Below are 23,394 nucleotides of genomic sequence, written 5' to 3'. Positions count from 1 at the left end.
CTTATTGGAGAATTTGGTTGCGGTACTCCAGTGGAGTCATGCCGGTAAACTTCTTGAACACTTTGGAAAAGTAATTATGATCGGAAAAGCCGGTCTGACGGCTGATCTCCGAGATCGAGCTTTCATTATGATGGATGAGCAGCTTTGCCTTATCGACGCGGACACGGTTAATATAGGATGTCAGATTTTCCTGTGTGCGCTGCTTGAAATAGGAGGACAGGTAGCTGTAATTCAGATGAAGCGCAGCCGCCATCTCCGCAAGCGAAATATCGCTTTCGTAATTTGCTTCTACATAATCGTAAATTTGCTGTAGCAGAGGAGCGGGCTGCTGCTCCGTCCGGCGCACGAGTCGGCGTACATCCTCCATGAAAGCAGACATGATGTCCTCCAGCTCGCGGATATCAAAAGCCAGGTCGATGTTCTTGAACAGCTTCAGTCGGGAGGAATGCAGCTCCGATAGCGGCAGCTTCAGCGGCTCCAGCGTGCTGAGCACCGTATAAATGATATTTTGACACAGTCGCTTCAGACTGTATTCGTCGTAGGAGTGAGCCTGGGCGACGTCGGCTAGCAGCGCCTTGAGCTGAGCCGCTGCCTCATCCATGTGCAGTGTGCGCAGCGCAGCAGCGAACCGGCTCTGATCCAGCTCCGCTCTTCGCCCTCCAGCTTCGATTCGCTCCTTGGGAACCACAGACCACCCTGGGAAATAAAGAAGCTGTCCGAGCATGACCGCTATCCGTGCATGCTCGTCACGCAGCTCCTCAAGCGAATGAAACCGCTCTGATTGAAGAAAGGCGATATACGTCCATTTCTCCCGGGCTTCCATCGCGTATCGTCCCAGATCCGCAAGCACCTCCTCGGCCTGGCTATCGTCGTAATTCACAATCAACACCGCTTCCTGCTTGAGAAATGCAAAGGAAACAGTATAGGCGGCCAAGTGCTCGGCGGCCAGCTCGGACATTCCTTGCTCCAGTCCGTTCTGCGTCCATTCTGTCCGCGACAGCAGCAGGCTCGTGCTTGCGGCGAGCAGGCGATAGTGCGGCGCATGAAAATGCGCAGCAGCAGCGGCCAGCGCCTCCGCCTTCATCTGCTCATTGTCCTCTATGCTGCTCAGCCACTGACTGAGGTGCAACGATACGTCCATGGCCGCCGGCGCGTCCTCGGCGATCTGAGGCCGAACATCGCCGCATAGCGATTGTATCAGCTCGACGAGCTCGGGGGCCGTTACCTTTGGCTTCAATAGATAGTCGGTTACCCCGAACTTGAACACCTCCCGCACATAATCAAATTCGCTGTAGCTGCTGAGGACGACGACTTTAATATCAGGATAACGACTTCTTACGATGCGCGTCAGCTCCACACCGTCTTGCACAGGCATGACGATGTCGGTAATGATGACATGGGGGCGTGCCGTCTCGATGGCCTCCAGCGCCTCTTGCCCGTTGGACGCCTGGGCGACGATCTCGATCCCGTAGTCGCTCCACTGACATAGATGGGTGATGCCGGCACGCTGAATGGGCTCGTCATCGACGATCATCACCCGGTAGCGAGCCTGCTGCTTGTCCTCCATTTATAATTCCACCTCGTTTATTTTCCTCTATCTATGCTGCAAGATGATGGCTTCCTATAGGGTAAGGAATAATTATGGTCACCTATCCCTCTACTATCATAGCTCAAACTATAGGATGACGGTATTATGGAAACCATCGGCATGAAATATGCAATAATTAATGCTAATGGCTATAATTTTTACTACACCTGCCCAATCGTCGGGCGCGAACATTAATAATTACTGCTAACAGACAGCAAATTATGATTATACTTGCTAAGGCGATTTTCTTACAATAAGAAAGTAACGCTTGAAGCGTTTTCAACCATGAACAAAAGGGGATGTACCAATTGAAGAAATGGCTTTCCGTATTACTTATGCTCACCATGATTGGTTCCATATTGGCAGCTTGCGGCTCCTCCGAACCCTCTACCTCTAAGAGTGAAGGAGAGGCGAGCGGCTCCGGCAAGAAGGTGGTTGCGTGGGCGTGGGACCCGAGCTTCAACGGCGCAGCGCTCAAAATTGCAGAGGAGATCTATAAGAAGGATCATCCTGACTTTCAGCTCGAGGTCGTCGATATGGCCAAGGCCGATCTGGAGCAGAAGCTGAATACGAATCTTGCTGCAGGCGTCAAGGACGGTCTTCCTGACATTATCCTGGTCAATGATCCGAACGTTCAAAAGTATGTAACAGCTTATCCGAACACCTTCGCCGACTTTACAGGCAAGATCGATTACAGCCAGTTCTCGCCTTACAAGGCGGATGCGGTCAAGGTAGACGGCAAAATGTACGGCGTTCCATTCGATATTGGCGTGACGGGCATGTTCTACCGTACCGATTACCTGGAGCAAGCGGGCTACTCGGCAGCCGATCTGCAGAATATCACCTGGGATAAATACATTGAGATTGGCAAGGCCGTCAAGGAGAAAACGGGCAAATATATGTCCACGATCAACCCGAATGACGAAGCACTGACCTCGATTCTGCTTCAATCGGGCGGCTCCTGGTACATTACACCGGATAACAAAGGCAATTTCGTCGATAACCCGGTTATGGCAGAGACGCTTCGTGTCTACAAAGCGATTGCCGATTCCGGTATTGCCAAGCCGGTAACCGGCTGGAGCGAATTTGTCGGCAGCTTCAACGCTGGCGATGTGGCGACGGTCGTATCTGGCGTATGGCAGATCGCTTCGATCATGGACGCGAAGGATCAGAGCGGCAAGTGGGCCGTGGCGCCGATTCCTCGTCTGAACATCAATGGCGGAGTCAACGCTTCGAATGAGGGCGGATCGAGCTGGTTCGTGCTGGACGGCTCGGCGAATAAGGATACAGCAATTGACTTCCTGGCGAAAACGATCGGCAGCAGCAGTGAATTCTACGAGCGCTTCCTGAACGAGAATGGCGGCGTAGGCTCCTACATTCCTTCCTTCTCCAGCGAAGCTTACAAGCAAACCTCCGCTTTCTTCAGTGGGCAAGCGATCTATAGCGACTTCACGAAATGGTCGACCGAGGTGCCGGCCATTACGCTTGGCATGTACACGCAGGAAGCGAAGGACGCTCTCAAGAACGAGCTCCCGAACATTCTGAACGGAGCGGATCTGACCAAGAGCCTGGCTAACATTCAGCAGTTGTATAATCAGCAGGTGCAATAAAACTACACGTAGTAGGTGGTAAGCAGTGGGCAGTAAATTAAAGTTTAACCGAATCGGATGGCAGTTCGTATTGCTGCCTTCCGCTTTCATTCTCTTATTCAGCTTCTATCCGATGTTTCAGTCTCTTATGCTCAGCTTCCAATCCGGCAAAGGGAATGTGACCTCCTTCGCCGGGCTGGACAATTACGTTCGGCTGTTCTCTGATCCGATGTTCAAGCAGGCTGTGCTCAATACGCTGCTGTATCTGATCATTCAAGTGCCGATTATGCTCTTCCTTGGACTCATCGTGGCTTATTTTCTCAACATGCCGAACCTGCGCTTCAAGGGCTTCTACCGTACAGCGATTTTCTTGCCTTGCGTTACATCGCTTGTATCGTATGCGGTGCTGTTCAAAAGCATCTTTGCAGTGGACGGGATATTGAACCAAATGCTGATGGGCATTCATCTTATTGACGGGCCGATCGCTTGGCTGATGGACCCGGTGTGGGCGCGCATCGTCATCATTGCGGCAATCACCTGGCGCTGGACGGGCTACAATATGATTTTCTATTTATCGGCGATGCAGAACATTGATCCGAGTGTATATGAGGCCGCTTCGATCGACGGGGCTTCGAAGACACGCCAATTTTTCAGCATTACGGTGCCATTGCTGAAGCCGATCATTTTGTTTACAGCCATTATCTCAACCAACGGTACGCTGCAATTGTTCGACGAGGTCGTCAACATTACGAACGGCGGCCCGGGCAATTCGACGATGACGATTTCGCAATATATTTACAATCTGTCGTTCGTGTACACGCCTAACTTTGGTTATGCGGCTACAGTATCGTATGCGATCGTTATTATTGTGGCTGTGCTGGCCTTCATCCAATTCAAGATCGGAGGGGAGAAGAAATGAAGAAGCTAGGGACGATGGGCATTCATCTGTTTTTGATCGGCGCCTCCGTCATTTCACTATTCCCCTTCGTCTGGATGCTGATAGGCATGACGAACAGCTCGTCGGACATCGTGAAGGGCAAGTTCAGCTTCGGCTCCTCGCTCGGCGACAACTGGTCGAAGCTGCTCGATACGACGGCGCTGGGCACAGCGTTCACGAATTCGGTCGTCATTGCCTTGATCGGTACGATATTTACGCTCATCCTCAGCTCGATGGCGGGATACGGCTTTGAGATCTACCGTTCCAGGGGCAAGGATAGACTATTCGGCCTGCTGATGCTGTCGATGATGATGCCGTTCGCAGCGGTCATGATTCCGCTCTTCAAGCTGTTCAGTCAACTGAGCATGCTGAACACCCCGGCGGCTGTTATTCTGCCGACGATTACGACGGCGTTTATGATCTTCTTTTTTGTGCAAAATACGAAGTCATTCCCGCGGGAGCTGCTGCAGGCGGGTCGTATCGACGGGCTGGGAGAATGGCAATTATTCATGCGTGTCTACATGCCGACGATGAAGCCGACCTACGCGGCTGCGGCGATCATTACGTTCATGAACTACTGGAACAACTTCCTGTGGCCGCTGATTGCGCTGCAGACGCCGGACAAGAAGACGCTGCCGCTAGTCGTCTCCTCGCTGGCCTCCTCATACAACCCGGACTACGGCATCATCATGGTGTCGATCGTGGTCACGACACTTCCGACGCTGGTCATTTTCTTCCTGCTGCAAAAGCAATTTGTACAGGGGATGCTCGGCTCGGTGAAATAAGCACGAAAAACCTTGATTGGCTGCGGCCTTTCAAGGTTTTTTTGATGCTCCTCATCCCCAGATCAGCAAAGGTCGGCGTTGTCTCTTTTCATGTGAAGACCACTAGAGAAACTTATCCCCTGCGCAAATACTACATTCAAACGATTGGGGCAACGCCTATTAATCAGAGCCTATCTGTTGTATTCGAGGATGTCGCTGAACGGCTAATAATGTTATACTCATCCAATACTCACATGGAGCTGCTTAGAATGTCTGCTACAGACGTTCTGAGCAGCTCCTTTTATTTTCCAGATAGCTCTCAGCTCAAAAAAGCTTGACGGTTGCGGCGATTCAAGGTAAGATTCTAATCATTAATTTAGTAATTTAGTAAATTAGTAATTTAGTAAATGAGGAGAATGAAGCATGTTGTCTAATCGTTATGTTCGTACCGTCATCCTCTCCAGAGTGCTGCTGCACCTGGGCATATGGATTCGGAACTATGCTGTCCTGTTGTATGTTACCCAGATTACGCATCACAATCCGGTGTATGTGTCTTGGGTATCGGTGGCAGAATTTGCTCCAATCTTTCTCTTCGGCCTCATCGGCGGTGCCTTCGCTGACCGGTGGCAGCCGAAGCGAACGATGGTTTGGAGCGATGTGCTGTCCGGGTTGTCCGCAGGGGCAGTGCTGCTCGCCGTCACGGATGGCGGCTGGATGGCGCTGCTCATCGGCACCTTCATATCGGCATGTCTGTCGCAGTTTTCTCAGCCTTCGGCGATGAAGCTGTTCAAGCAGCAGGTGCCGACGGAACAGCTTCAGCGCGTCATGGCGCTGACTCAGACGCTGGTCGCCGTATTCACGGTGCTCGGCCCGGCGATCGGTACCTTTATTTTCTTACAGTTCGGCATTCAAGTGTCGTTGATACTGACCGCCATGTTGTTCCTGGGATCGGCGCTCATTCTATCCTCGCTTCCCCGCGATGTGAAGGAGGAGCAGCCTGCGAAGGCTGGAGGCTTGCTGCGGGAGATAACCGATGGCTTGCGCTATATTGGATCGAACCCGTCGCTGCGCACCCTGTGCTTGACCTTCTCGGCAGTTGGTCTGGCAACGGGGATCATCCAGCCATTGCAGATCTTCCTCGTCATCGAGAATCTCGGGCAAGACCCATCCGTGCTGCAGTGGCTGGTGATGGCCAGCGGAGCCGCCATGCTGGTAGGTGGCGCTGTCATCGTCGCGGTGGCCAGTACGGCGAAGCCGCAACATTTGCTCATGCTGGGCTTGCTCGTCACGGCCGTCTGTACAGGTGTGATCGGCATGTCTACACACATGGGACTGACGATTGCCCTGCTGATCATCAGCGGACTGGTCTATCCTTGTATCCAAGGCGGCATTCAGACCCTGCTCGTCCGCAACACCGAAGGAGCCTATATGGGGCGTGTATCGGGAACGATCATGCCGATCTTCATGGGCATGATGGTAAGCGGCATGTTTCTGTCCGCTTATCTCAAGCAGAGCTTAACCTTGCCGGGTGTGTATATAGCGAGCGGTATCTTAGTGGTTATCGGCGCGCTTATGCTGCTCCCGATTGTGATTAAGAAGAGGAGTAATACAGAAAAGACGAATACGGCAGCATAACCGCTTGCCGGGGAGGAGGACAATAAAACATGGATAAAAATAAACGCAAGCAGTTGATTGAGGAATACAAAGAGCTCAAGACCTATATGGGCGTCATCCAGATTCGCAACCAGACCAATGGCAAAATCTATATCAACTGCTACCCCAATCTGAAGAATAAATGGCTGACGATCCGCATGCAGCTCGATCTGGGCACCTTCGCGAGCGCCCAACTGCAACAGGATTGGAAGATGTTCGGGGAGCAGGCGTTCACGTATGAGGTGCTGGAGCAGAAGGCGACGGACAAAATAACCGACATACGCTGGGAGCAAAAGCAAATGTTGAAGCCCTGGCTTCAGAAGCTGCAGCCCTACGGAGAGCGTGGCTATAACAAGCCGCCGCAGGATGACCCTTCTGTGCAGACCGATTAAAGCTCATAGCCGCCCATGGCCTTAGATTGACTGACGCAGCATTTCAAGATAAGATGAATCCAATGTTTAGTAGACGAGTGCATGTTAGCAAGAACAAGAAATGAGGGAATGTCGATGAAAATACCTACAACCTTAAAGCATAAGCCGGTCGTCGTATCGGAGGATTATGAGAAGATTGATGGCCGCACAGCCGGCAACTCGGACGCCAAAGGACTCTCGCTTGGCTTGGCCCAATGGAATGATCGGGGCAAGGTCGATATTTCAGCGAAGGTTTGGCGGTACACGGGGGAGAAATGGTCACGGCAATCGGAGGAGCTGCCTCTGCATCGCGTGCTGGACTTATCGATTCTCATCTGCCGCTCGCTGGAGCATTTCCGCGAAGCATACCGGTACGAGCAATTATATGACCCGGAGCAGCCGTTAATTGACCGGGTAGGGCTGCAAGGCGATGCGATGAACGTTGCCGTATGCACCGATAACGAGAGAATCAAGGAGGATATTAAGCTGTTCAGTCAGGCGTTGAGCGACGATGATGAGATGATCGGCGAGCGTCTGCGCACCTTGTCCAAGATATTGAAGGATATGGGGTATTAAACGGTAGTGATATCGAGGGCTATATAAGTACAGGGCTGTTCAGAGGCAGATTTCACTGACCTTCTGTTCAGCCCTGTTCTCTATACAGGCTGTTGATGTTTAGATATTGCAACTCATTCCTGCACGGCCGAACGGCTGGGCGCCTTCTTCGATCGGAGCGACAGCAGGAAGCCCAGCCCCAGAACGAGGCCTGCCAGCATATACGGATAATTGATATTCTGGTCAAACATCGTACCTGCGATGATCGGGCCGATAATGTTGCCAAGGCTCATGAAGGCGGAGTTCAGGCCAGCCACATAGCCCTGCTGCTCGTCTGCGAACTTGGACATCTGGGTGCCCAGAGCAGGCCGCAAAATATCGACCGCCAAAAACAGAGCAAACGTGACGATCACAATGAGCCAGAAGCTGTGTACGAACAACCCCATGACGACAAACACCGCAGCAGCAATCAAGCTGAGCGAGATCATGATTCTCTCTCCGAAGCGATTGATCATCCAACCGAAGATCGTCAACTGCACGACGGCGCCAGCGATCGAGCCGAAGGTAATGACGAAGGCGATGTCCTTGGGCGTGAAGCTGAACTTGTGATCCACGAACAGCGCGAAGACGGTCTCGAAGCTCGCCAGGCCGAAGGAAGAGATGAAGATGACGACAAGGCTAATAAAATAAGGGGCGCGATACGTCTCCGCAAGCTGCCGCAGCAAGCCAGGGGTAGCCGAGCGCTCGGCAGCCTTCTCAGCAGGGACATCGTCCCGCTTCATTGCTGGCGTCTCCGGCAGCAGCACCGCTGTGACCAGCATGGCGACTAAGCCTGCAGCCGCTGCCGCATAGAATGGAGCGCGGATGCCGAATTCTGCCACATAACCGCCAATTCCGGGCCCGATGATAAAGCCGGTCGTAATCGCCGCATTAATAAGCCCCATCCCTTTGCCACGTTCCTCGTCCGTCGTTACGTCTGCGGTGTAGGCCATGACAGCGGGCATGACGAGCGCTGCGCTGACCCCACCCAGCATACGGGAGATGAACAGCAACGGCAGGGAGCTTACCACGCCAAACATCAGCTCGGACACTGCAAAGAGCAGCATGCCAGCCACGATAACCCTCTTGCGGCCGATCGAGTCCGACAGCCTGCCTGCGAGCGGAGAGAAGATCAGTTGTGTAATCGAGAAGGTGGCGACCAGCAGCCCCAGCGTGCTGCCTGTAATATGCAGCAGGTTCATGTAGCTGGGCATAATAGGTATGATGAGGCCGATACCGGTAAAGATAATGAAATTATTCAACATAAGCAGTGCTATAGCACCGCGATTGCGGAAGAGCAATGACATGTGGTCGTTCTCCTTAAGATGGCTTGAATGATGATACTGAACGTTCGTTCTACGTGAAGTTAAAAGCGAGTCATAGCGAGTTCAAAGCCAGTTCAGAGCCAGCAATGCCTAGCCGTCAACCATATCTAGGAGCGGGGTGCGGAGCCGTCTGCGACGATCCCGTGAAGAAAGATGTGCACTGCGTCCCGGAACACCTGCATCAACTGCTCTCGCTCAAGGCTGCGGGACATCTGGCTGACGCCAAATAGCAACGCCTCCAGTACATAGGCGGTCTGCTTTGCATCCCCCTCGGCGAACTCGCCGCGTTCCATACCCTCCTGCAGCAATTTGCGATTAAAATCCAGATGCCTGGCGATCATCTCCGCGATCTTGGCTTCCGCATCCGAGGTTTTCTCCTGCTGCCGGAAGAACTCGTCGGCGACCTTCGTCATCGGGTGGTTCAGCTCATCGGCGGCGAGCTGCTCTGCCAAGCCGTACAGCTTGCCGACACTGGTCGGATACGTATGGGCGTTGCTTTCCCAGTTCTGCTCCCACTCACGATCCCACTCCTCCATGAGATACAGGAACAGACCCTCCTTATTTTTGAAGTGATAATAAATATTTCCTTTGCTGCTCCCGGTCGCAGAGACAATATCCTCAATTGAAGTGGCCTTGTAGCCCTTCTGAATGAACAGCGTCCGCGCCGCCTCTACGATACGTTTGCGTGTCTGTTCGCTTTGTAGCTGCTTTTGATTCAATCGGTTCATTAGATTCCCCCAGACGGATCATTATATACTGAACGTCCGGTCAGTATTATATCATAGGGGAGCGAGGGCGAGCAATAACAAGATGGCGAGGAAAGCCGAGCCTCGCTGCAGGCTTCATAGGTCAGCTATAATCATACCAGAGCTTGGAGATTATATAGGTTGATCAGAGCTAATCATCCGACGCATGGAAGGAGACGAAACGATATGAGGATGTTTGTTGCCATACCCGTGCAGGGTCAGCCTGCACAGCAGTTGCAGCGATGGACAGGACAACTGCAAGGGAGAATCGCGATGCGCAAATGGGTTCATCCACAGGATTACCATATTACATTGCAGTTTCTGGGCGAGCTTCGGCCTGAGCTGCTGCCGAAGCTGCGGCAGGTGCTGCGCGACGTGCGCATGCCGCGCTTGGAACTCGCGCTGGACGGGGCAGATACCTTCGGGCTGCCGCATGCGCCCCGTGTTCTCTGGTCGCGAATCACCGGAGACGTTGCAGGACTATCCACACTGCAAGCGTCCATCGTAGAGGTTACGCGACCACTTGGCTTTATGCCGGAAGAACGTCCCTACAGGCCACATATCACATTGGCGCGAGGCTGGAGGGGCGAGGTGGCCTTTGATCGGGAGCTCCTGGCATCGGCGCCGACCTTGGAGGTATGGGAAGCGAGCAGCTTCTCGCTAATGTGCACCCATATGAACGCCTCTCCGATGTATGAGTGCATCGAGCGGTATGGCGGGTGACGCTAAGATTTGCGTTGGTGCACCAATAGAAAATAAGTCATAACAATATAAACAATAAATAAACATCCCGTATCAAAATGTGCAGTCTGATACCACTTGGGTGGTTCGATGTATACATACCTACTGTAGATATTGACCGTACAGAACCATAATAGAAATGTGATGAAGACGAAGGTCGTAAATCTAAGCATATTCCACACCCTCTGATTGGAGTAAATTAAACCTACTATAGCTTTAGGCTCAACCTAATAATCAGTGCTTGACAGAAAACAGAGCTTAGTCGGAGGGGCGGAGGGATTCTGGAGAAACGTCAGTGTTCGCCTTTAAAGACCGATTCCCACCATAGTCCTCATATAAATAAAAGGAATCGGGCTTTAACAGCGATCGGAAGAACCCTCTGTCCCGTAGCTTCTCATCTCGGCCCATGTCAAGCACTGATTTCTGGTTTGAGCCTAGTTTTATTGATGATCCTTAACTCTATGAATTTATAGATAAAATATAGCATGTATATTAATGGAAATCGAGCAAGCTCGTTGCTTTTTATGATGGGGTTATTATGCAATTGATTGAAGCCAGCTTCAATCCGCCAGAGGACATATCTGCTCAAACGTTGGCGGGACAAGAACTCTTAGGTTAAGTATTTTATGTAAATAAAGCTTTACATCACAGAAATTGTAAACTATCATAAATGTAAAGCATTAGTTACATTATGGTGGTGAGACAATGGTCATTAACATTATTCGGGAATTGCGTAAGGAGAGGAACATTACGCAAGAAGAGCTTGCAATCGCCCTGCAGGTAACGAGGCAAACCATCATTGCCATTGAAGGCTATAAGTACAATCCAAGTTTGGAGCTGGGATTGAAGATTGCCACTTTTTTTGGAAAGCCTGTTGAGCACATATTTTCTATTCAGGAGTGATGCGAATGTTTAATGGAGAGATGCCGTTTTGGTTAGCCCCGTTGTTAACGATTGTTGTTCTAGCCTTTTTTGCTTATCGAGATAAGAGCCGTCAGAAACAAGGAAGGGTTCAATACGATGAACGAACAAAAATTAATAGCTATCGTGCTTCTCATCTCACCTTGATGATTTACTTTGCGGGTTTAGCGGTTGCAGTCATTTATAGTACCGTCAATCAGATACAGGAAATAAAAATAAGTGTGCTTTCATTAGCTGCACTACCGCTGGCGGCTGTCTGGCTAATTATTTTTGCTGTTTTGCAGCGTAAATAGAATAGTAGCTCCCATACATCCCAGTCCTACACGAATTGCACCCGAGACAGGTATGCGAATCCATCACAATATGCCGCCATATGTGTACGATAATCCACAACATTATACTGCCATATGTGATATATTGGATTGCGATACGATACATATCTGATTAGTCAGACAGAAGGGAGCTTGAACAAGATGTTCATCAAGAGATGGCTGGGGGGCTTGTTGGCAGCAGCGATGCTGCTCACAGGGGCATTTCCGGCAGCAGCCGCGGGAGGATCGGAGACGGCGAATCGAGCCGCTATGCAAGCGTATGATAAGGTGGTGACCTCGCTCATTGAGCGTATTGGGGTCGTAATGAGCGAGGAGCTGGATGAAGAAGGCGTGGCCTATGCCGAGCTGGTTGATTTCAATAAGGACGGCTTGCAGGAATTGTTCCTATTCTATTTTGAGAACGGACAGCATGTGGAGGAGGTGTGGAGCTACATCGACAGCAAAGCACGCAAGATTCACTCTTACAAGGCTTCTCTTCAGGGAGGTCTAGTGGGTGACTTGGGCGTAGCCCTCGCTACAACGAACTCAGGCGCTTCTATAATCCACACCTCAAATTATAGCAGGGGAGTAAGTGCGCCGGAAGGCGAAGTTTATGAGATGTCCTCCTCCTATACGTTCTATACGATGGAGAACCGGACGATGAAGGAGAAGGAGACGCTGTTCCAGATTGCCCGGGAATACGAGGATGGCAAGGAAACAACCTCCTACTCTCAGGAGGTCAAGGGCAGCTCCAAGAAACTGTCCGCCAAGGCCTTCGACAATAAATTAGGCGCTTATAATTACGGCAAGAGAAAGAATATTCTGACTAGCGATGCCGGCTACAAGATGCTGTACCTCCATCCCTCAGGTAATGCCAAGAGATTGTATGATCTCGTACTGAAGCTGAGAGCGGGCGCGCATGCCGCTTCGTTCAAGAATGTATACAGTGCCCTGCCGGCGGCAGACAAGAGCGCGTTGACAGCCTTCCTGTACCAATTTAATGCGTCCAACCCGATCACGTATAACAAGAGCTACACCAATGCCCAGATTGCCAAGTTTCTGGTCATGAGTCGCTTCAACCATTACATCGAGTTTGAACCCGCAAGCAAGGTAGAGCCGATTACAGATTCCAATGGGTTCATGTACTATCCGTATGCCAAGAGCACGGTGGATCAATGGACACAGAAGCTGCTAGGCACCACGATCCCGGCCAAGGATTATGAATGGTTGAAATATAAGGATGGCTATTACTACATGCTGGACTTCGAGATGGGCGGTGACCCGCTCACCTATTCGCCTCAGGTTACCGCCCTCTACGAGCTGGGCAAGGGCATCTATTATGCTGAATTTGTCAGCTTCGGTTTCGATTGGGACTATCATGATGATTTCCTGGACCACAAGAAATATCTGAAAGCGATGGGCACCTGGAGCGAGGCCGATCGGAATTATGGCTATAGCAACCTTCAATACAACATTAAGGGAGGCTATGCGATCCTGAAGCAGGTCGGGTCAGGGAAGAACCAATCGTGGCAGTTGCTGCAATTCGACCAGAGCGGCAAGCTGCTCACCGATAGCGAAATCTTAAAATTCAAGCTGAAATAAGCAGGCCACTGCTTCATTTGTATCGCGCTTGCCACCCTCCCAAGCGGCCATTGGCCGTTTGGGCTATTTCTTTTTCCCTCAAGTTCGTATATCATACCTTCATACTCGAATGTGCGCTGCTGCGTGATGAAAGCGAGGACAGGGAACGATGAACAGCAGGCGGTTTATTCCGTTTACGTATAAAATGATGGTTCCATATCTATTGCTCGTGCTGCTGACGGATGTCACGATTGGCTATATCTCCTACACGATGCTTGTCTCCTCGCGTACCGAGATGGCCGAGACCAACATTCGCACGGCAATGGAGCAGACGCGCAACAATCTGAAATACCAGCTCGACGAGATTCACCGCATGTCGGATTCATTTTTTGGCAGTACGACCTTCCAGCGGGCGCTGCAAAAGCAGGGAGACTTGTTCGCCAATTATTTGACGATGATCGATGAGATCATGCCGCTCATGCAGGCCCCGCTCAAGCTGTATGGCAACAGCATCCGGCTGGTCGTCTATGCCACGAACACCCAGATCAACTATATTACGGGCGATGATATGGGCAAGGAGATCAAGGACAGCGATTATTATGTGCTGCCGTTTGCCGAGATTGAGACACAGCCCTGGTACAGACAACTGCTGCAATCCGGCCTTGACCGTGTCTGGCTGCAGGTGGAGACGGATCAGAGCCTGGACAACATCTCCTATATTCGCAAGCTGGTTTCCTACAATGACTATACGACCCCAATCGGGTATTTGCGCATTACGACCCGTCTTGACGATCTGCTGGGGGATTTCAATACCTTCCCGGTGGAGCATGGCGTGGCGCTGCGTCTGCTGCGGAGCGCGACGGACGAAGTATTCTACGAGATTGGCGAGGATGTGCCGGACAACCCGGAACAAGCGGGTTATCTGGTGCTGCAAGAGGAGGTTCCGGGCACCGAATTTACGATTGAAGGTCTGGTGCCTCATGCTTACCTGTCGAAGGATGCGGAGCGGCTGCGCGGCTCGATCTTTGCGGTGTGCGCCGTCAGCTTTCTGGTCATGACCGCAATCGGGCTGCTCGTTGCACGCCTGTCAGGCCGCAAGATGCGCCGTATCGTTACCTTCCTCCGCTCGTTCCAGGAGGACAACTTTCAGAAACGGCTGCGCTTTGGCGGAAGTGATGAATTTGTGCAGATTGCGGAAGCCTATAACACGATGGCGGCCAATATTCAGGAGCTGATCAGCAGCGTCTATGTACAGGGGATTCAGCGCAAGCAGGCCGAGCTGGAGGCGCTGCAGGCGCAGATTAATCCGCATTTCCTATACAACACGTTATCGACGATCAGCAGCCTCGCCAATCTCGGAGAGGCGGACAAGGTGACGGGCATGGTGAGCGGGCTGGCGAAGTTCTACCGCCTTTCGCTCAATAACGGGCAAGTATTCATCCCGTTTGCCAAGGAGATGGAGCAGGTCGAGGCTTACCTGGACATTCAGCGGATCAAGTATGCCGACTCCTTCTCAGTGTACATGAATATTGATCCACGGCTCAATGAGTTCAAGGTGATGAAGCTGATTGTGCAGCCCTTTGTCGAGAATATATTCAAGCACGCCTGGTACGGCGATCATATCGCCATCTCGCTGTCCGCGGCGATTCGGGATGGCGCCATTGAGGTGAAGGTCATCGACACCGGTGTCGGCATGAAGCGCGGGTTAGCCGAGCGACTGCTCGCGGGGCCGAGTCAGACCGCCAGCTATGGCATCAAAAATGTCGACGAGCGCATCAAGCTGCGTTACGGCGACAGCTACGGCATTCGGATCGGGAGCGTGTATGGCGGCGGAACGACCGTGGTTATCCGCCTTCCGGCGGCAGATGACCCTGTCGATGAGGCGGAGCACGAGCAAGCCGCAGCCTGGTATCCGGCCCGGCTGCGCTAGGGTGTGTCTTCAAACTCCGACGGGAGCAGATTTCGTCGAATTTTCGTTCCGGGCAAGGCACGTTCTCGCAGGCGTACCGGGGGTACGTCAAGAGAACGTAACGCAGCACGGGGCGAAAAGGCGGTGAACGATGCCCTTGAGCGGGTTTGAAGACACACCCTAGGGAGGGAAGATGAGATGAGGGTATTGCTGGTAGATGATGAAGCGATCGATCTGGAGTGGCTGCGGCGGCGTGTCGCGGGCAGCGGCTTGCCGCTCTCCTATGTGGGAACAGCAAATAGCGGATTTCGCGCGCTGGAGATGATGCAGGAGCAGCAGATTGATATTATATTATCTGATATTCGTATGCCGATTATGAGCGGCATCGAGTTCGTGCGCAAGGCCAAGGAAGGGAATCCGAAGGTGCATGTGGCGTTTATTAGCGGGCATGAGGACTTTCACTATGCGAAGGAAGCGCTCCAGCTTGGCGCATCGGGTTATCTGCTCAAGCCTGTAGACAATGCGGAGCTATATGCGATGCTGCAATCGCTATGCGACAAGGTAAGGCAGGAGCAGGAGCAGAACCGGACGATGGAGGAGGCGCTGTCGCTTGTACAGCAGGAGCTGCTGCTGCGCTGGTTCCAGCATTCGCTCCAGGCGGAGACACTGGAGCAGCATATTCGTGAATATTTGACGCCGCTTCTGCAGCAGGGGAGCGCGGCGGTCATCGTAGAGATGGACGATGTGGACTGGAAGCTCGCGGAGGAGCAGCGCCGCCCGGTCATGACCCGGCTGTCGGAGACGATCTCGCAGCTTGCCGAGAGCAGCGGCGCCTGGCTGCTGGCGGCAGAGCAAGGGGCGCGATTCGTGCTGCTGTCTGCTTCGCCACAGGACAAGCTGGAGGAGCAGCTAGGCCGCCTGATCGCCAAGGTGCAGGAGGAATTGCCTGTCACGATTACGGTTGGCGTAGGCCAACTGGCGAATGATATGGCTGAACTGCAAGAATCCTACCATCAGGCGGACGCCGCGCTCGGCGCGAAGTGGCTGCTAGGCAAGAGCCGACTGCTGCGCAACGGCAGCAGCGCAGAGACGCAGGAGACGCTGCCGCCCAATCTGGAGGCTGTAGTCAGCAAGATGCTCACGGCGATCCTTGACTATGATCTGGTCACCGTCGACGATTGTCTTGTCGCTTTATTTAGCCGCAACGGGGCAATTACGAGCAAGAATGAGCTGTATGACCTCATCATTCGGATTACCTCCAAGCTGCATGCGGACTTGCTCCAGCATAACGAGAATCTGTACGAGCTGCTGCGCTGGGAGTCTCGCCAGCCAGCGATGCTGTTCCAGTACGAGACGATGGATGACATCTTGTCGTGGCTAAGGAGGCGATTCTTCGAGCTATCCGAGCTGATCTATACGAAGCGGGCCAAGCAGAAGCGGAGGCTGGTGGAGGAGATCGGCAGCTATATCGACAGCAACCTGGAGCATAAGATCACGCTCAAGGAGGTTGCCGCTCATTTCGACTTTACGCCCAATTACCTTGGCACCTTGTTCAAGGAGGAGACCGGCACGCTGTTCAGCGACTATCTGACCGAGAAGCGGATGCAGCGCGTCTGCCAGCTGCTCGCTGATCCGACGCTCAAGGTGTATGAGATTGCCGAGCGTGTCGGGTACAAGAACATCCTGTATTTCAACCGCCAGTTCAAGCAATCGATCGGCATGACCCCAGGAGAATACCGCAAGAAACATAAAATCTAGCACCCAAGATCAGGCTCATTTCCGTTCAAGGAATGGGCCTTTTCTATTAAGGGGCTGCTGCTATAGCTAATCACAAATCAACGATCGTAGTTTTTGTATTAGTTTTAGTTGATTGCCTTCATTTTGGATACAAGGAGGGCTCGATATAATAAGAGTACATTCGATAGAGAGAGCTTTCGGAAGGAGAATCCCTTATGAATCGACACGGGTTTTGGAACGATGTGAAAAAATACCGTACCCTGTTGCTGATGCTGGCGCCCGCAGTTCTGTTCTTCCTGCTGTTCGCCTATGTACCGATGGCAGGCATCGTGCTGGCATTCAAAAACTATAATTACTCCGGCGGCATCTTCGGAAGTCCGTGGAACGGGCTCGACAACTTCAAGTTCTTCTTCGACTCCGGCAATGCCTGGATGGTGACACGCAATACGGCGCTGTATAATATTGCCTTCATCGTGGTGAATAATGTGCTTCAAGTTGCTGCGGCGATCCTGCTGTTCGAAGCGGTAGGCAAATGGTTTCGCAAGTTCGCCCAGTCCGTCATGTTTCTGCCCTACTTCATCTCCTGGGTTGTCGTCGGCGCGATTGCCTACAACCTGCTGAACTATGATGTAGGCACACTCAACGTGATGCTGACCGCTATCGGCCTTGAGCGTATCGATATTTATAACACCCCAGCTTACTGGCCGTTCATCCTGGTGCTCGTATCGGCCTGGAAGGCGCTAGGCTACGGCTCCATTATGTATCTGGCCGCAATCACGGGCATCGACAACGAGATGTACGAGGCGGCGGAGATCGATGGCGCGAATGTCTTCCAGCGCATCTGGCATATTACATTGCCTAACCTGATGCCGACGATGATTATTCTGGTGCTGCTGGCCGTCGGCAATATCTTCAGAGGCGACTTCGGAATGTTCTACAACATGGTTGGAAATAACGGGCTGCTGTTCTCGTACACAGATGTCATCGACACCTTCGTCTTCCGCTCCTTGACGACCAGCAGAGAGATCGGCTTGCCGGCGGCTGCAGGATTGTACCAATCCCTGCTCGGATTTGCGACCATCATGCTCGCCAACTATGCTGTACGCAAATACGACAAGGATCGTGCACTATTCTAATTCATTGAGGGAGGGACAACGATGAGCGCTATCGCAACCTCCGGCGGCAAGCCGGGACAACCGTCAGCGGGCACAGGCATCAAGCATTCGGATCGTCTGGCGCTGAACATCATTGGCTATGTATTCATAAGTGTGCTGGCTATTCTGTGCATCATACCATTTCTGCTGATCGTATCATCCTCGATGACCGAGGAATCCAAAATTATCGAGGACGGCTTCCAACTGATTCCGAGCGAGATTTCATTTCATGCCTATGAGATGCTGTTCAAATATCCGGCGCAGATGCTCAAGGCCTACGGCGTCACCATTGCCGTTACGGCGCTCGGCACACTGCTGGGACTGTTCCTGACAGCGATGACCGCCTATGTGCTCCAGCGCAAGGATTTCAAGTGGCGCAACCACTTTTCATTCTACTTTTTCTTCACCACGCTGTTCAACGGCGGCCTGGTGCCCTGGTACTTGCTCATTAACTCGCTCAAAATGAATGATACCCTGTTCGCGCTGATCGTGCCGATGCTGCTGAATGTATTCTATATTATCGTCATGAAATCGTTCATGAGTAGCATTCCCGAGGCGATCACCGAATCAGCCAAGATTGACGGAGCGGGCGACTTCCGCATCTTCTTGCAGTTGATGCTGCCGCTGTCCAAGCCGGCGCTGGCGACGATCGGATTGTTCATTACGCTCGCCTACTGGAATGACTGGTATCATGCGCTCCTGTTCATCAGCAAGGATCAACTGATGCCGCTGCAATACTATCTGTACAAGATGCTGGGCAATATGGACGGCATGCGCCGGGCCATGATCAGCTCGGGTGCCGTGGTGACGATGAACATCCCGACCGAGAGCTTGAAGATGGCGATGACGATCGTTGCAACAGGGCCGATCCTGCTGGCGTACCCGTTCGTGCAGCGCTACTTCGTACAAGGCTTGACGATTGGCGCGGTGAAAGGGTAAGCGAAGCTTGAGGATGACCACAGGGGATACCTGGTTATCATATAAACAATTATATTTATAGGGGGATTCGAGCGATGAAATCATTCAAACCGCTTCTTTTGATGACAGCTGTCGTCCTGACACTATCAACCCTACTGAGCGCTTGCGGCGGCAACACGGACAATGGCGGCGCAGCTACAGAAGGGAACACAGGCAATGGCGGCGCTGCACAGACCGCGACGAAGGTGAAGACCGTATTAATCGGGGGCAAGCCGGCTGATTTTGATATGGTGCTGGAGCAGCTTAACGGCAAGCTCAAGGAGAAGGCCAACGCGACGATGGAGGTGGAATTCCTCGACTGGGCGGACTGGATTCAGAAATACCCGTTGAAATTTGCAGCGAGCGAGGACTTTGACATCGTCTATACCGCGAACTGGGCCTTCTACAATGATCAGGCGCTCAAGGGCGGCTTCATGGAAATTACAGAGGATATGATCAAAGCGAACATGCCGCTGACACAAGAAGCGATGCCGCAGGTGGCATGGGATCAGGCGAAGGTGAACGGCAAGCTGTACATGATTCCGAACAACCGTCCTGAGGTGATTGACAAGGTCGTGCTGATTCGCGAGGATCTGCGCAAGAAATATAACCTGGAGCCGGTGAACAGCCCCGAGACCTATGCGACGTACCTGAAGACGATCGGCACCAACGAGAAGGGCATCAACGCCTTCAACGCCAGAGCAGCGGACGGCTGGAAGGTGCATGAGCTGGATTCCATCATGCTGGAGCAGAACAACGAATGGAAGCTGATCGACCCGAATATTCCGCTTGCCTACAAGCTGGATGATGCATCAGGGAAAATTTTCAATGTTTACGACACGCAGGAGTACAAGGATCTGCTGGTTTATTACAAAGACATTGCAGACAACAATGGCTGGTCCAAGAACATCGTCAGCAACAAAAATGACGTATGGCAGGACATGAAGGCAGGCAAGACCGCTTCCTACGCGCAAAATATCGGTACGGTAGCGATGAACCTGGCGGAGCTGAAGCGCGAGCAGCCCGAGGTGGAGCTGAAGATTGCCGACCTGAACCCGGACAAGAAGAAGAAAGCAGCGATCTCGACACAGAACGGCTTTGCTCTTCATGCGCCATCCAAGAAAGCAGACAGCTCGCTGAAAGTGATCGACCTGCTGCAGAATGACCGCGAAATCCATGATCTGTTCATGTATGGCATCTCCGGCGTCCACTATGAGCCGGTAGGCGACGACAAATTCAGTGCAACACCAGCTACACCGAACTATACCGGCTTCTCCAACTGGGCAGCCAACTCGCCGCTGAACCGCGTAGATGCGGAATACCCGGCGGAGGCGCAAGCGATCAGCGACGGATGGGAGAGCAAAATCTACCACTTCCCGCTGGAAACCTTCGTGTTCAACGATGAGAAGGTGAAGAACGAGATGGCGAACGTAGGCAACGTCATGCTGCGCTATGCCATTCCATTGGAATACGGGCTGGTGAAGGATATTGAGAAGGGGCATGCCGAGCTGCTCACGCAGTTGAAGGCCGCTGGTGTGGACAAGCTGCAAGCCGAGCTGCAATCCCAGATTGATGCCTTCCTGAGCAATAAATAAGATCACATACAAAGCACAGATCCTGGCGGAAGCCCGCCGGAGCCTGTGCTTTGTGCTTACAGAGCCGAGGAGGAAGCGATATGCGTGAACGATTAAGTATGGATTCGGATTGGTTGTTTCATCTTGGCGAACCGGCGCGGCCGAAGGTGCGGACACATGAGAGTGTATACGGGTACGCCAAGGCGGGAGGCGCCCAGGGGCCGGCAGGCTGGCAGTGGAACGATAACGACTGGGAGACGGTTCACCTGCCGCATGACTGGTCGCACCGCCAGCCGTTCGACCGGGAGCAGGGCTACCCGAACTTCGGGTACAAGCCAAGAGGCACCGGCTGGTACCGAAAGAAGTTCCGGCTGGGGGACGGCTACCGCAACAAGCGGCTGCTGCTTGAATTGGACGGCATCGCGACCCATGCCACCATCTACGTCAATGGCAGCGTGCTGGAGCGCAATCTGAGCGGCTATACCAGCTTCATGGTCGATATTACAGACCGGGCGCTGTTTGGCGACCAGCCGAATCTGATTGCCGTCCATGTGGACGCCACAGAAGCCGAGGGCTGGTGGTATGAGGGAGCAGGCATCTACCGTCATGTATGGCTCACCGTCATGGAGCCGCTCCATATCGATTATCGCGGCATCTTCGTGCGGCCGGAGAAGCAGCAGGATGGTAGCTGGCTCGCGCATGTGGAGACGACGATTGCCAGCGAACAGGAGCATCCTGCGGCATATACGCTGACAAGCCGCATCGCGGATGCGGACGGCTGTACTGTCGCCGAGATACAGACTGCGGGCGTCTGTCCGCCGGGAGAGCAGCAGACGCTCGCCACGGCATTGGAGTTGCCATCCGTGCGGCTATGGGATGTCGATGACCCGTATCTCTACACGCTGCACTCCGAGCTGTCGCTTGTGGATGGAACAGAGAGCAGGCTGTCCGACCGGGTGGAGACATCGTTTGGCTGCCGCACAATCCGGGTCTGCCCGGACGAGGGCTTCTTTCTCAATGAGCGACCGCTCAAGCTCAAGGGCACCTGCAACCATCAGGATCATGCGGGAGTCGGCGTCGCACTGCCGGACAGTCTGCAGGAGTACCGGATTCGGCGATTGAAGGAGATGGGCAGCAATGCCTACCGCTGCGCCCACCATAACCCGACGCCGGAGCTGCTGGAGGTGTGCGACCGGCTCGGGATGCTGGTGATGGACGAGAACCGCCGCTTCGAGTCGTCGCGGGAGGGACTGCTCCAACTGGAGAGCATGGTGAAGCGCGATCGCAACCATCCATCGGTCATCATGTACAGCCTGTTCAATGAGGAGCCGCTGCAAGGGACGCCGACCGGGCGGCGCATGATGAAGCGGATGATGCGCACCGTGCGGCGGCTCGACCCGACACGACCGCTGCTCGGCGCGATGCATGGCGGCGTGCTGGAGGATGGCGGCACAGCGGATGTGATGGATGTGACCGGCTTCAACTACATGCACGGCACCTATGACCAGTTCCGCGCCAAGCACCCGCGCCAGCCTGTTATTGGCTCGGAGACGGTGAGCGCCTTCTCGACACGGAGCCAATACGAGGACGATCCCGCTCGTCAGATGTTCGCCAGCTATGATGAGGCGTGCGCGCCCTGGGGAGCGACGGCGCGCGAGGCGTGGAAGGCGGTCGCGGAGCGGGATTACGTCATGGGCACCTTCGTCTGGACGGGCTTCGACTACCGCGGCGAGCCGACACCGTATGAATGGCCGAGCGTCAGCACGCACTTCGGCATTATGGATACATGCGGCTTCGCCAAGGATGTCTACTATCTGTATCAGGCCTTCTGGCTGGATGAGCCGGTGCTGCATCTGCTGCCGCATTGGAGCTGGCCAGGACGTGAGGGCGAGCCGATCCGTGTCATGACGCATACCAACTGCGAGGAGGCAGAGCTGTTCGTGAATGGCCGCTCCCAAGGGCGGCGGCGCATTAACCGGTATGAGCAGACCGAATGGCTCGTTCCGTATGAGCCGGGCGAGCTGCGGCTGGAGGGCTACATTGACGGGCAGCGGGTGAAGACGGCCGTCACGGAGACTGTGGGAGAGGCGGTGCGGCTGGAGGCGCTGCCGCATAAGCCGCTGCTGCTCGGCGATGGCCGGGATGCGGTGGCGATCGAGCTGCGCGCTGTGGATGCCGCGGGATGCTTGGTGCCGACAGATAACCGGCGGCTTGCCTTCACGGTGGAGGGCGAGGCGCACCTGCTAGGCACTGGCAACGGCGATCCGAACAGCCATGAGCCGGATACGGAGCCGTGGCGCAGCTTGTTCCATGGGCGATGCCAGCTCATCGTACAGAGCGCCCCGAGCGCTGCCTCTGGCCTCGTAACGATCCGCGCCGAGGGCGAGGGGCTGGAGCCGCTGGCACTGGAGCTTCCGGTGAAGGCTATGGCGCAGCTCCCGTCTGTGCCTGGGCTGCGCGAGCGTTATATTAACGAGTGGCTCGTCACGCACCAAGCCTACGACGAGCGTCCCGACCCGCATATGCAGGTGCTGGCCTCCGACATGAACACATGGGAGAAGGTGGATGTCGGCCATGGGCTGCTCGATCGGCTCAAGGGGCTGGAGGGCTTCATCCTGTACCGTACCCTGATTCCGCTGGCAGAGTCGGAGCGGACAGAGGAGAGGAGCCTGCTGTTTCATTCGATCGGCGGGGGGATCGAAATCTATGCCGACGGGCAACTGCTCCATCAGGAGGAGCGTGTGTGGCCTTATCTAATGGAGGTGCCGCTGGGCAAGGCCGCGGCGCAAGCGGGCGACGCGCTTCAGGTGACTGTGTTGATCGAGCTGCGGCCAGACCTGTACAACAGTGGAATTGGCGGATCGGTCGTACTGCAGCAAGCTGCTGCAAGAGAGGAAGGCTAG

19 protein-coding genes are annotated in these 23,394 nt (G+C 53.7%); 16 read left to right on the top strand and 3 right to left on the bottom strand.

Annotated elements, in window-relative coordinates:
- Position 1: 1 nt before the first annotated feature.
- The gene (locus tag ACY1JZ_RS11230; RefSeq protein WP_462629216.1) at positions 2 to 1,567 is read right to left on the bottom strand and encodes a response regulator; all 1,566 of its coding nucleotides are present in this window, start codon (positions 1,565 to 1,567) and stop codon (positions 2 to 4) included.
- 329 nt (positions 1,568 to 1,896) lie between these two features.
- On the opposite strand from ACY1JZ_RS11230, the gene ACY1JZ_RS11225 reads away from it, so the two are divergent.
- The 6 genes from ACY1JZ_RS11225 (at position 1,897) to ACY1JZ_RS11200 (ending at position 7,517) form a co-directional block, all read left to right on the top strand.
- Positions 1,897 to 3,198 (top strand): ABC transporter substrate-binding protein, encoded by a 1,302-nt coding sequence (locus ACY1JZ_RS11225; RefSeq protein WP_462629215.1) that lies wholly within the window; start codon positions 1,897 to 1,899, stop codon positions 3,196 to 3,198.
- Positions 3,199 to 3,223: 25 nt separating this feature from the next.
- Positions 3,224 to 4,096 (top strand): carbohydrate ABC transporter permease, encoded by an 873-nt coding sequence (locus tag ACY1JZ_RS11220; RefSeq protein WP_462629213.1) that lies wholly within the window; start codon positions 3,224 to 3,226, stop codon positions 4,094 to 4,096.
- The gene (locus ACY1JZ_RS11215) at positions 4,093 to 4,899 is read left to right on the top strand and encodes a carbohydrate ABC transporter permease (RefSeq protein WP_270164470.1); all 807 of its coding nucleotides are present in this window, start codon (positions 4,093 to 4,095) and stop codon (positions 4,897 to 4,899) included. The genes ACY1JZ_RS11220 and ACY1JZ_RS11215 overlap by 4 nt, the downstream gene beginning before the upstream one ends.
- 402 nt (positions 4,900 to 5,301) lie before the next feature.
- Positions 5,302 to 6,513 (top strand): MFS transporter, encoded by a 1,212-nt coding sequence (locus ACY1JZ_RS11210; RefSeq protein WP_462629212.1) that lies wholly within the window; start codon positions 5,302 to 5,304, stop codon positions 6,511 to 6,513.
- Between the two features lie 29 nt (positions 6,514 to 6,542).
- Complete coding sequence (locus ACY1JZ_RS11205; protein WP_462629211.1) at positions 6,543 to 6,923, top strand: GIY-YIG nuclease family protein; 381 nt, start codon at positions 6,543 to 6,545, stop codon at positions 6,921 to 6,923.
- Between the two features lie 114 nt (positions 6,924 to 7,037).
- Entirely contained in the window at positions 7,038 to 7,517 is a 480-nt protein-coding gene (locus ACY1JZ_RS11200) for a DUF6530 family protein (RefSeq protein ID WP_270164467.1), read from the top strand.
- Between the two features lie 113 nt (positions 7,518 to 7,630).
- Here the strand turns inward: ACY1JZ_RS11200 and ACY1JZ_RS11195 are convergent, their stop codons facing one another.
- Entirely contained in the window at positions 7,631 to 8,842 is a 1,212-nt protein-coding gene (locus tag ACY1JZ_RS11195) for an MFS transporter (RefSeq protein WP_462629210.1), read from the bottom strand.
- Positions 8,843 to 8,967: 125 nt separating this feature from the next.
- Entirely contained in the window at positions 8,968 to 9,579 is a 612-nt protein-coding gene (locus ACY1JZ_RS11190; RefSeq protein ID WP_270172552.1) for a TetR/AcrR family transcriptional regulator, read from the bottom strand.
- 213 nt (positions 9,580 to 9,792) lie between these two features.
- Between ACY1JZ_RS11190 and thpR the strand changes: the two genes are divergently transcribed.
- From thpR to galA, 10 genes are all read left to right on the top strand, one after another.
- The gene (gene thpR, locus ACY1JZ_RS11185) at positions 9,793 to 10,329 is read left to right on the top strand and encodes an RNA 2',3'-cyclic phosphodiesterase (protein ID WP_462629209.1); all 537 of its coding nucleotides are present in this window, start codon (positions 9,793 to 9,795) and stop codon (positions 10,327 to 10,329) included.
- Between the two features lie 723 nt (positions 10,330 to 11,052).
- On the top strand, positions 11,053 to 11,250 hold the full coding sequence (locus tag ACY1JZ_RS11180; RefSeq protein WP_270164464.1) for a helix-turn-helix transcriptional regulator: 198 nt from the start codon (positions 11,053 to 11,055) through the stop codon (positions 11,248 to 11,250).
- 5 nt (positions 11,251 to 11,255) lie between these two features.
- Complete coding sequence (locus ACY1JZ_RS11175) at positions 11,256 to 11,561, top strand: DUF2178 domain-containing protein (RefSeq protein ID WP_462629207.1); 306 nt, start codon at positions 11,256 to 11,258, stop codon at positions 11,559 to 11,561.
- Between the two features lie 180 nt (positions 11,562 to 11,741).
- The gene (locus tag ACY1JZ_RS11170) at positions 11,742 to 13,181 is read left to right on the top strand and encodes a hypothetical protein (protein ID WP_462629206.1); all 1,440 of its coding nucleotides are present in this window, start codon (positions 11,742 to 11,744) and stop codon (positions 13,179 to 13,181) included.
- A gap of 148 nt (positions 13,182 to 13,329) precedes the next feature.
- Positions 13,330 to 15,090 (top strand): sensor histidine kinase, encoded by a 1,761-nt coding sequence (locus tag ACY1JZ_RS11165; protein WP_462629205.1) that lies wholly within the window; start codon positions 13,330 to 13,332, stop codon positions 15,088 to 15,090.
- A 177-nt stretch (positions 15,091 to 15,267) separates the two neighbouring features.
- Positions 15,268 to 16,827 carry a response regulator gene (locus ACY1JZ_RS11160; protein ID WP_462629204.1) on the top strand — a complete coding sequence of 520 codons (1,560 nt, stop codon included), beginning with the start codon at positions 15,268 to 15,270 and terminating at the stop codon, positions 16,825 to 16,827.
- 194 nt (positions 16,828 to 17,021) lie between these two features.
- A complete protein-coding gene (locus tag ACY1JZ_RS11155; protein ID WP_270164459.1) occupies positions 17,022 to 17,942 on the top strand; it encodes an ABC transporter permease in 921 nt (306 codons plus the stop codon).
- A gap of 21 nt (positions 17,943 to 17,963) precedes the next feature.
- Positions 17,964 to 18,899: a carbohydrate ABC transporter permease gene (locus tag ACY1JZ_RS11150; RefSeq protein ID WP_270164458.1), complete on the top strand. Its 936-nt coding sequence runs from the start codon at positions 17,964 to 17,966 to the stop codon at positions 18,897 to 18,899.
- A gap of 74 nt (positions 18,900 to 18,973) precedes the next feature.
- Positions 18,974 to 20,512, top strand: a complete 1,539-nt coding sequence (locus tag ACY1JZ_RS11145) for an ABC transporter substrate-binding protein (RefSeq protein ID WP_462629202.1) — start codon at positions 18,974 to 18,976, stop codon at positions 20,510 to 20,512.
- Positions 20,513 to 20,592: 80 nt separating this feature from the next.
- Positions 20,593 to 23,394 (top strand): beta-galactosidase GalA, encoded by a 2,802-nt coding sequence (gene galA / locus ACY1JZ_RS11140; protein ID WP_462629200.1) that lies wholly within the window; start codon positions 20,593 to 20,595, stop codon positions 23,392 to 23,394.

The organism is Paenibacillus sp. J5 (assembly GCF_054955055.1).
This window is presented reverse-complemented; position numbering and strand designations above follow the sequence as displayed.

What these genes read in the sequence shown, in the direction of transcription:
- ACY1JZ_RS11230 (WP_462629216.1), bottom strand. Translation starts at nt 1,567, where the DNA reads ATGGAGGACAAGCAGCAGGCTCGCTACCGGGTGATGATCGTCGATGAC.
- ACY1JZ_RS11215 (WP_270164470.1), top strand. Translation starts at nt 4,093, where the DNA reads ATGAAGAAGCTAGGGACGATGGGCATTCATCTGTTTTTGATCGGCGCC.
- ACY1JZ_RS11210 (WP_462629212.1), top strand. Translation starts at nt 5,302, where the DNA reads ATGTTGTCTAATCGTTATGTTCGTACCGTCATCCTCTCCAGAGTGCTG.
- ACY1JZ_RS11205 (WP_462629211.1), top strand. Translation starts at nt 6,543, where the DNA reads ATGGATAAAAATAAACGCAAGCAGTTGATTGAGGAATACAAAGAGCTC.
- ACY1JZ_RS11200 (WP_270164467.1), top strand. Translation starts at nt 7,038, where the DNA reads ATGAAAATACCTACAACCTTAAAGCATAAGCCGGTCGTCGTATCGGAG.
- ACY1JZ_RS11195 (WP_462629210.1), bottom strand. Translation starts at nt 8,842, where the DNA reads ATGTCATTGCTCTTCCGCAATCGCGGTGCTATAGCACTGCTTATGTTG.
- thpR (WP_462629209.1), top strand. Translation starts at nt 9,793, where the DNA reads ATGAGGATGTTTGTTGCCATACCCGTGCAGGGTCAGCCTGCACAGCAG.
- ACY1JZ_RS11180 (WP_270164464.1), top strand. Translation starts at nt 11,053, where the DNA reads ATGGTCATTAACATTATTCGGGAATTGCGTAAGGAGAGGAACATTACG.
- ACY1JZ_RS11175 (WP_462629207.1), top strand. Translation starts at nt 11,256, where the DNA reads ATGTTTAATGGAGAGATGCCGTTTTGGTTAGCCCCGTTGTTAACGATT.
- ACY1JZ_RS11170 (WP_462629206.1), top strand. Translation starts at nt 11,742, where the DNA reads ATGTTCATCAAGAGATGGCTGGGGGGCTTGTTGGCAGCAGCGATGCTG.
- ACY1JZ_RS11165 (WP_462629205.1), top strand. Translation starts at nt 13,330, where the DNA reads ATGAACAGCAGGCGGTTTATTCCGTTTACGTATAAAATGATGGTTCCA.
- ACY1JZ_RS11160 (WP_462629204.1), top strand. Translation starts at nt 15,268, where the DNA reads ATGAGGGTATTGCTGGTAGATGATGAAGCGATCGATCTGGAGTGGCTG.
- ACY1JZ_RS11155 (WP_270164459.1), top strand. Translation starts at nt 17,022, where the DNA reads ATGAATCGACACGGGTTTTGGAACGATGTGAAAAAATACCGTACCCTG.
- ACY1JZ_RS11150 (WP_270164458.1), top strand. Translation starts at nt 17,964, where the DNA reads ATGAGCGCTATCGCAACCTCCGGCGGCAAGCCGGGACAACCGTCAGCG.
- ACY1JZ_RS11145 (WP_462629202.1), top strand. Translation starts at nt 18,974, where the DNA reads ATGAAATCATTCAAACCGCTTCTTTTGATGACAGCTGTCGTCCTGACA.
- galA (WP_462629200.1), top strand. Translation starts at nt 20,593, where the DNA reads ATGCGTGAACGATTAAGTATGGATTCGGATTGGTTGTTTCATCTTGGC.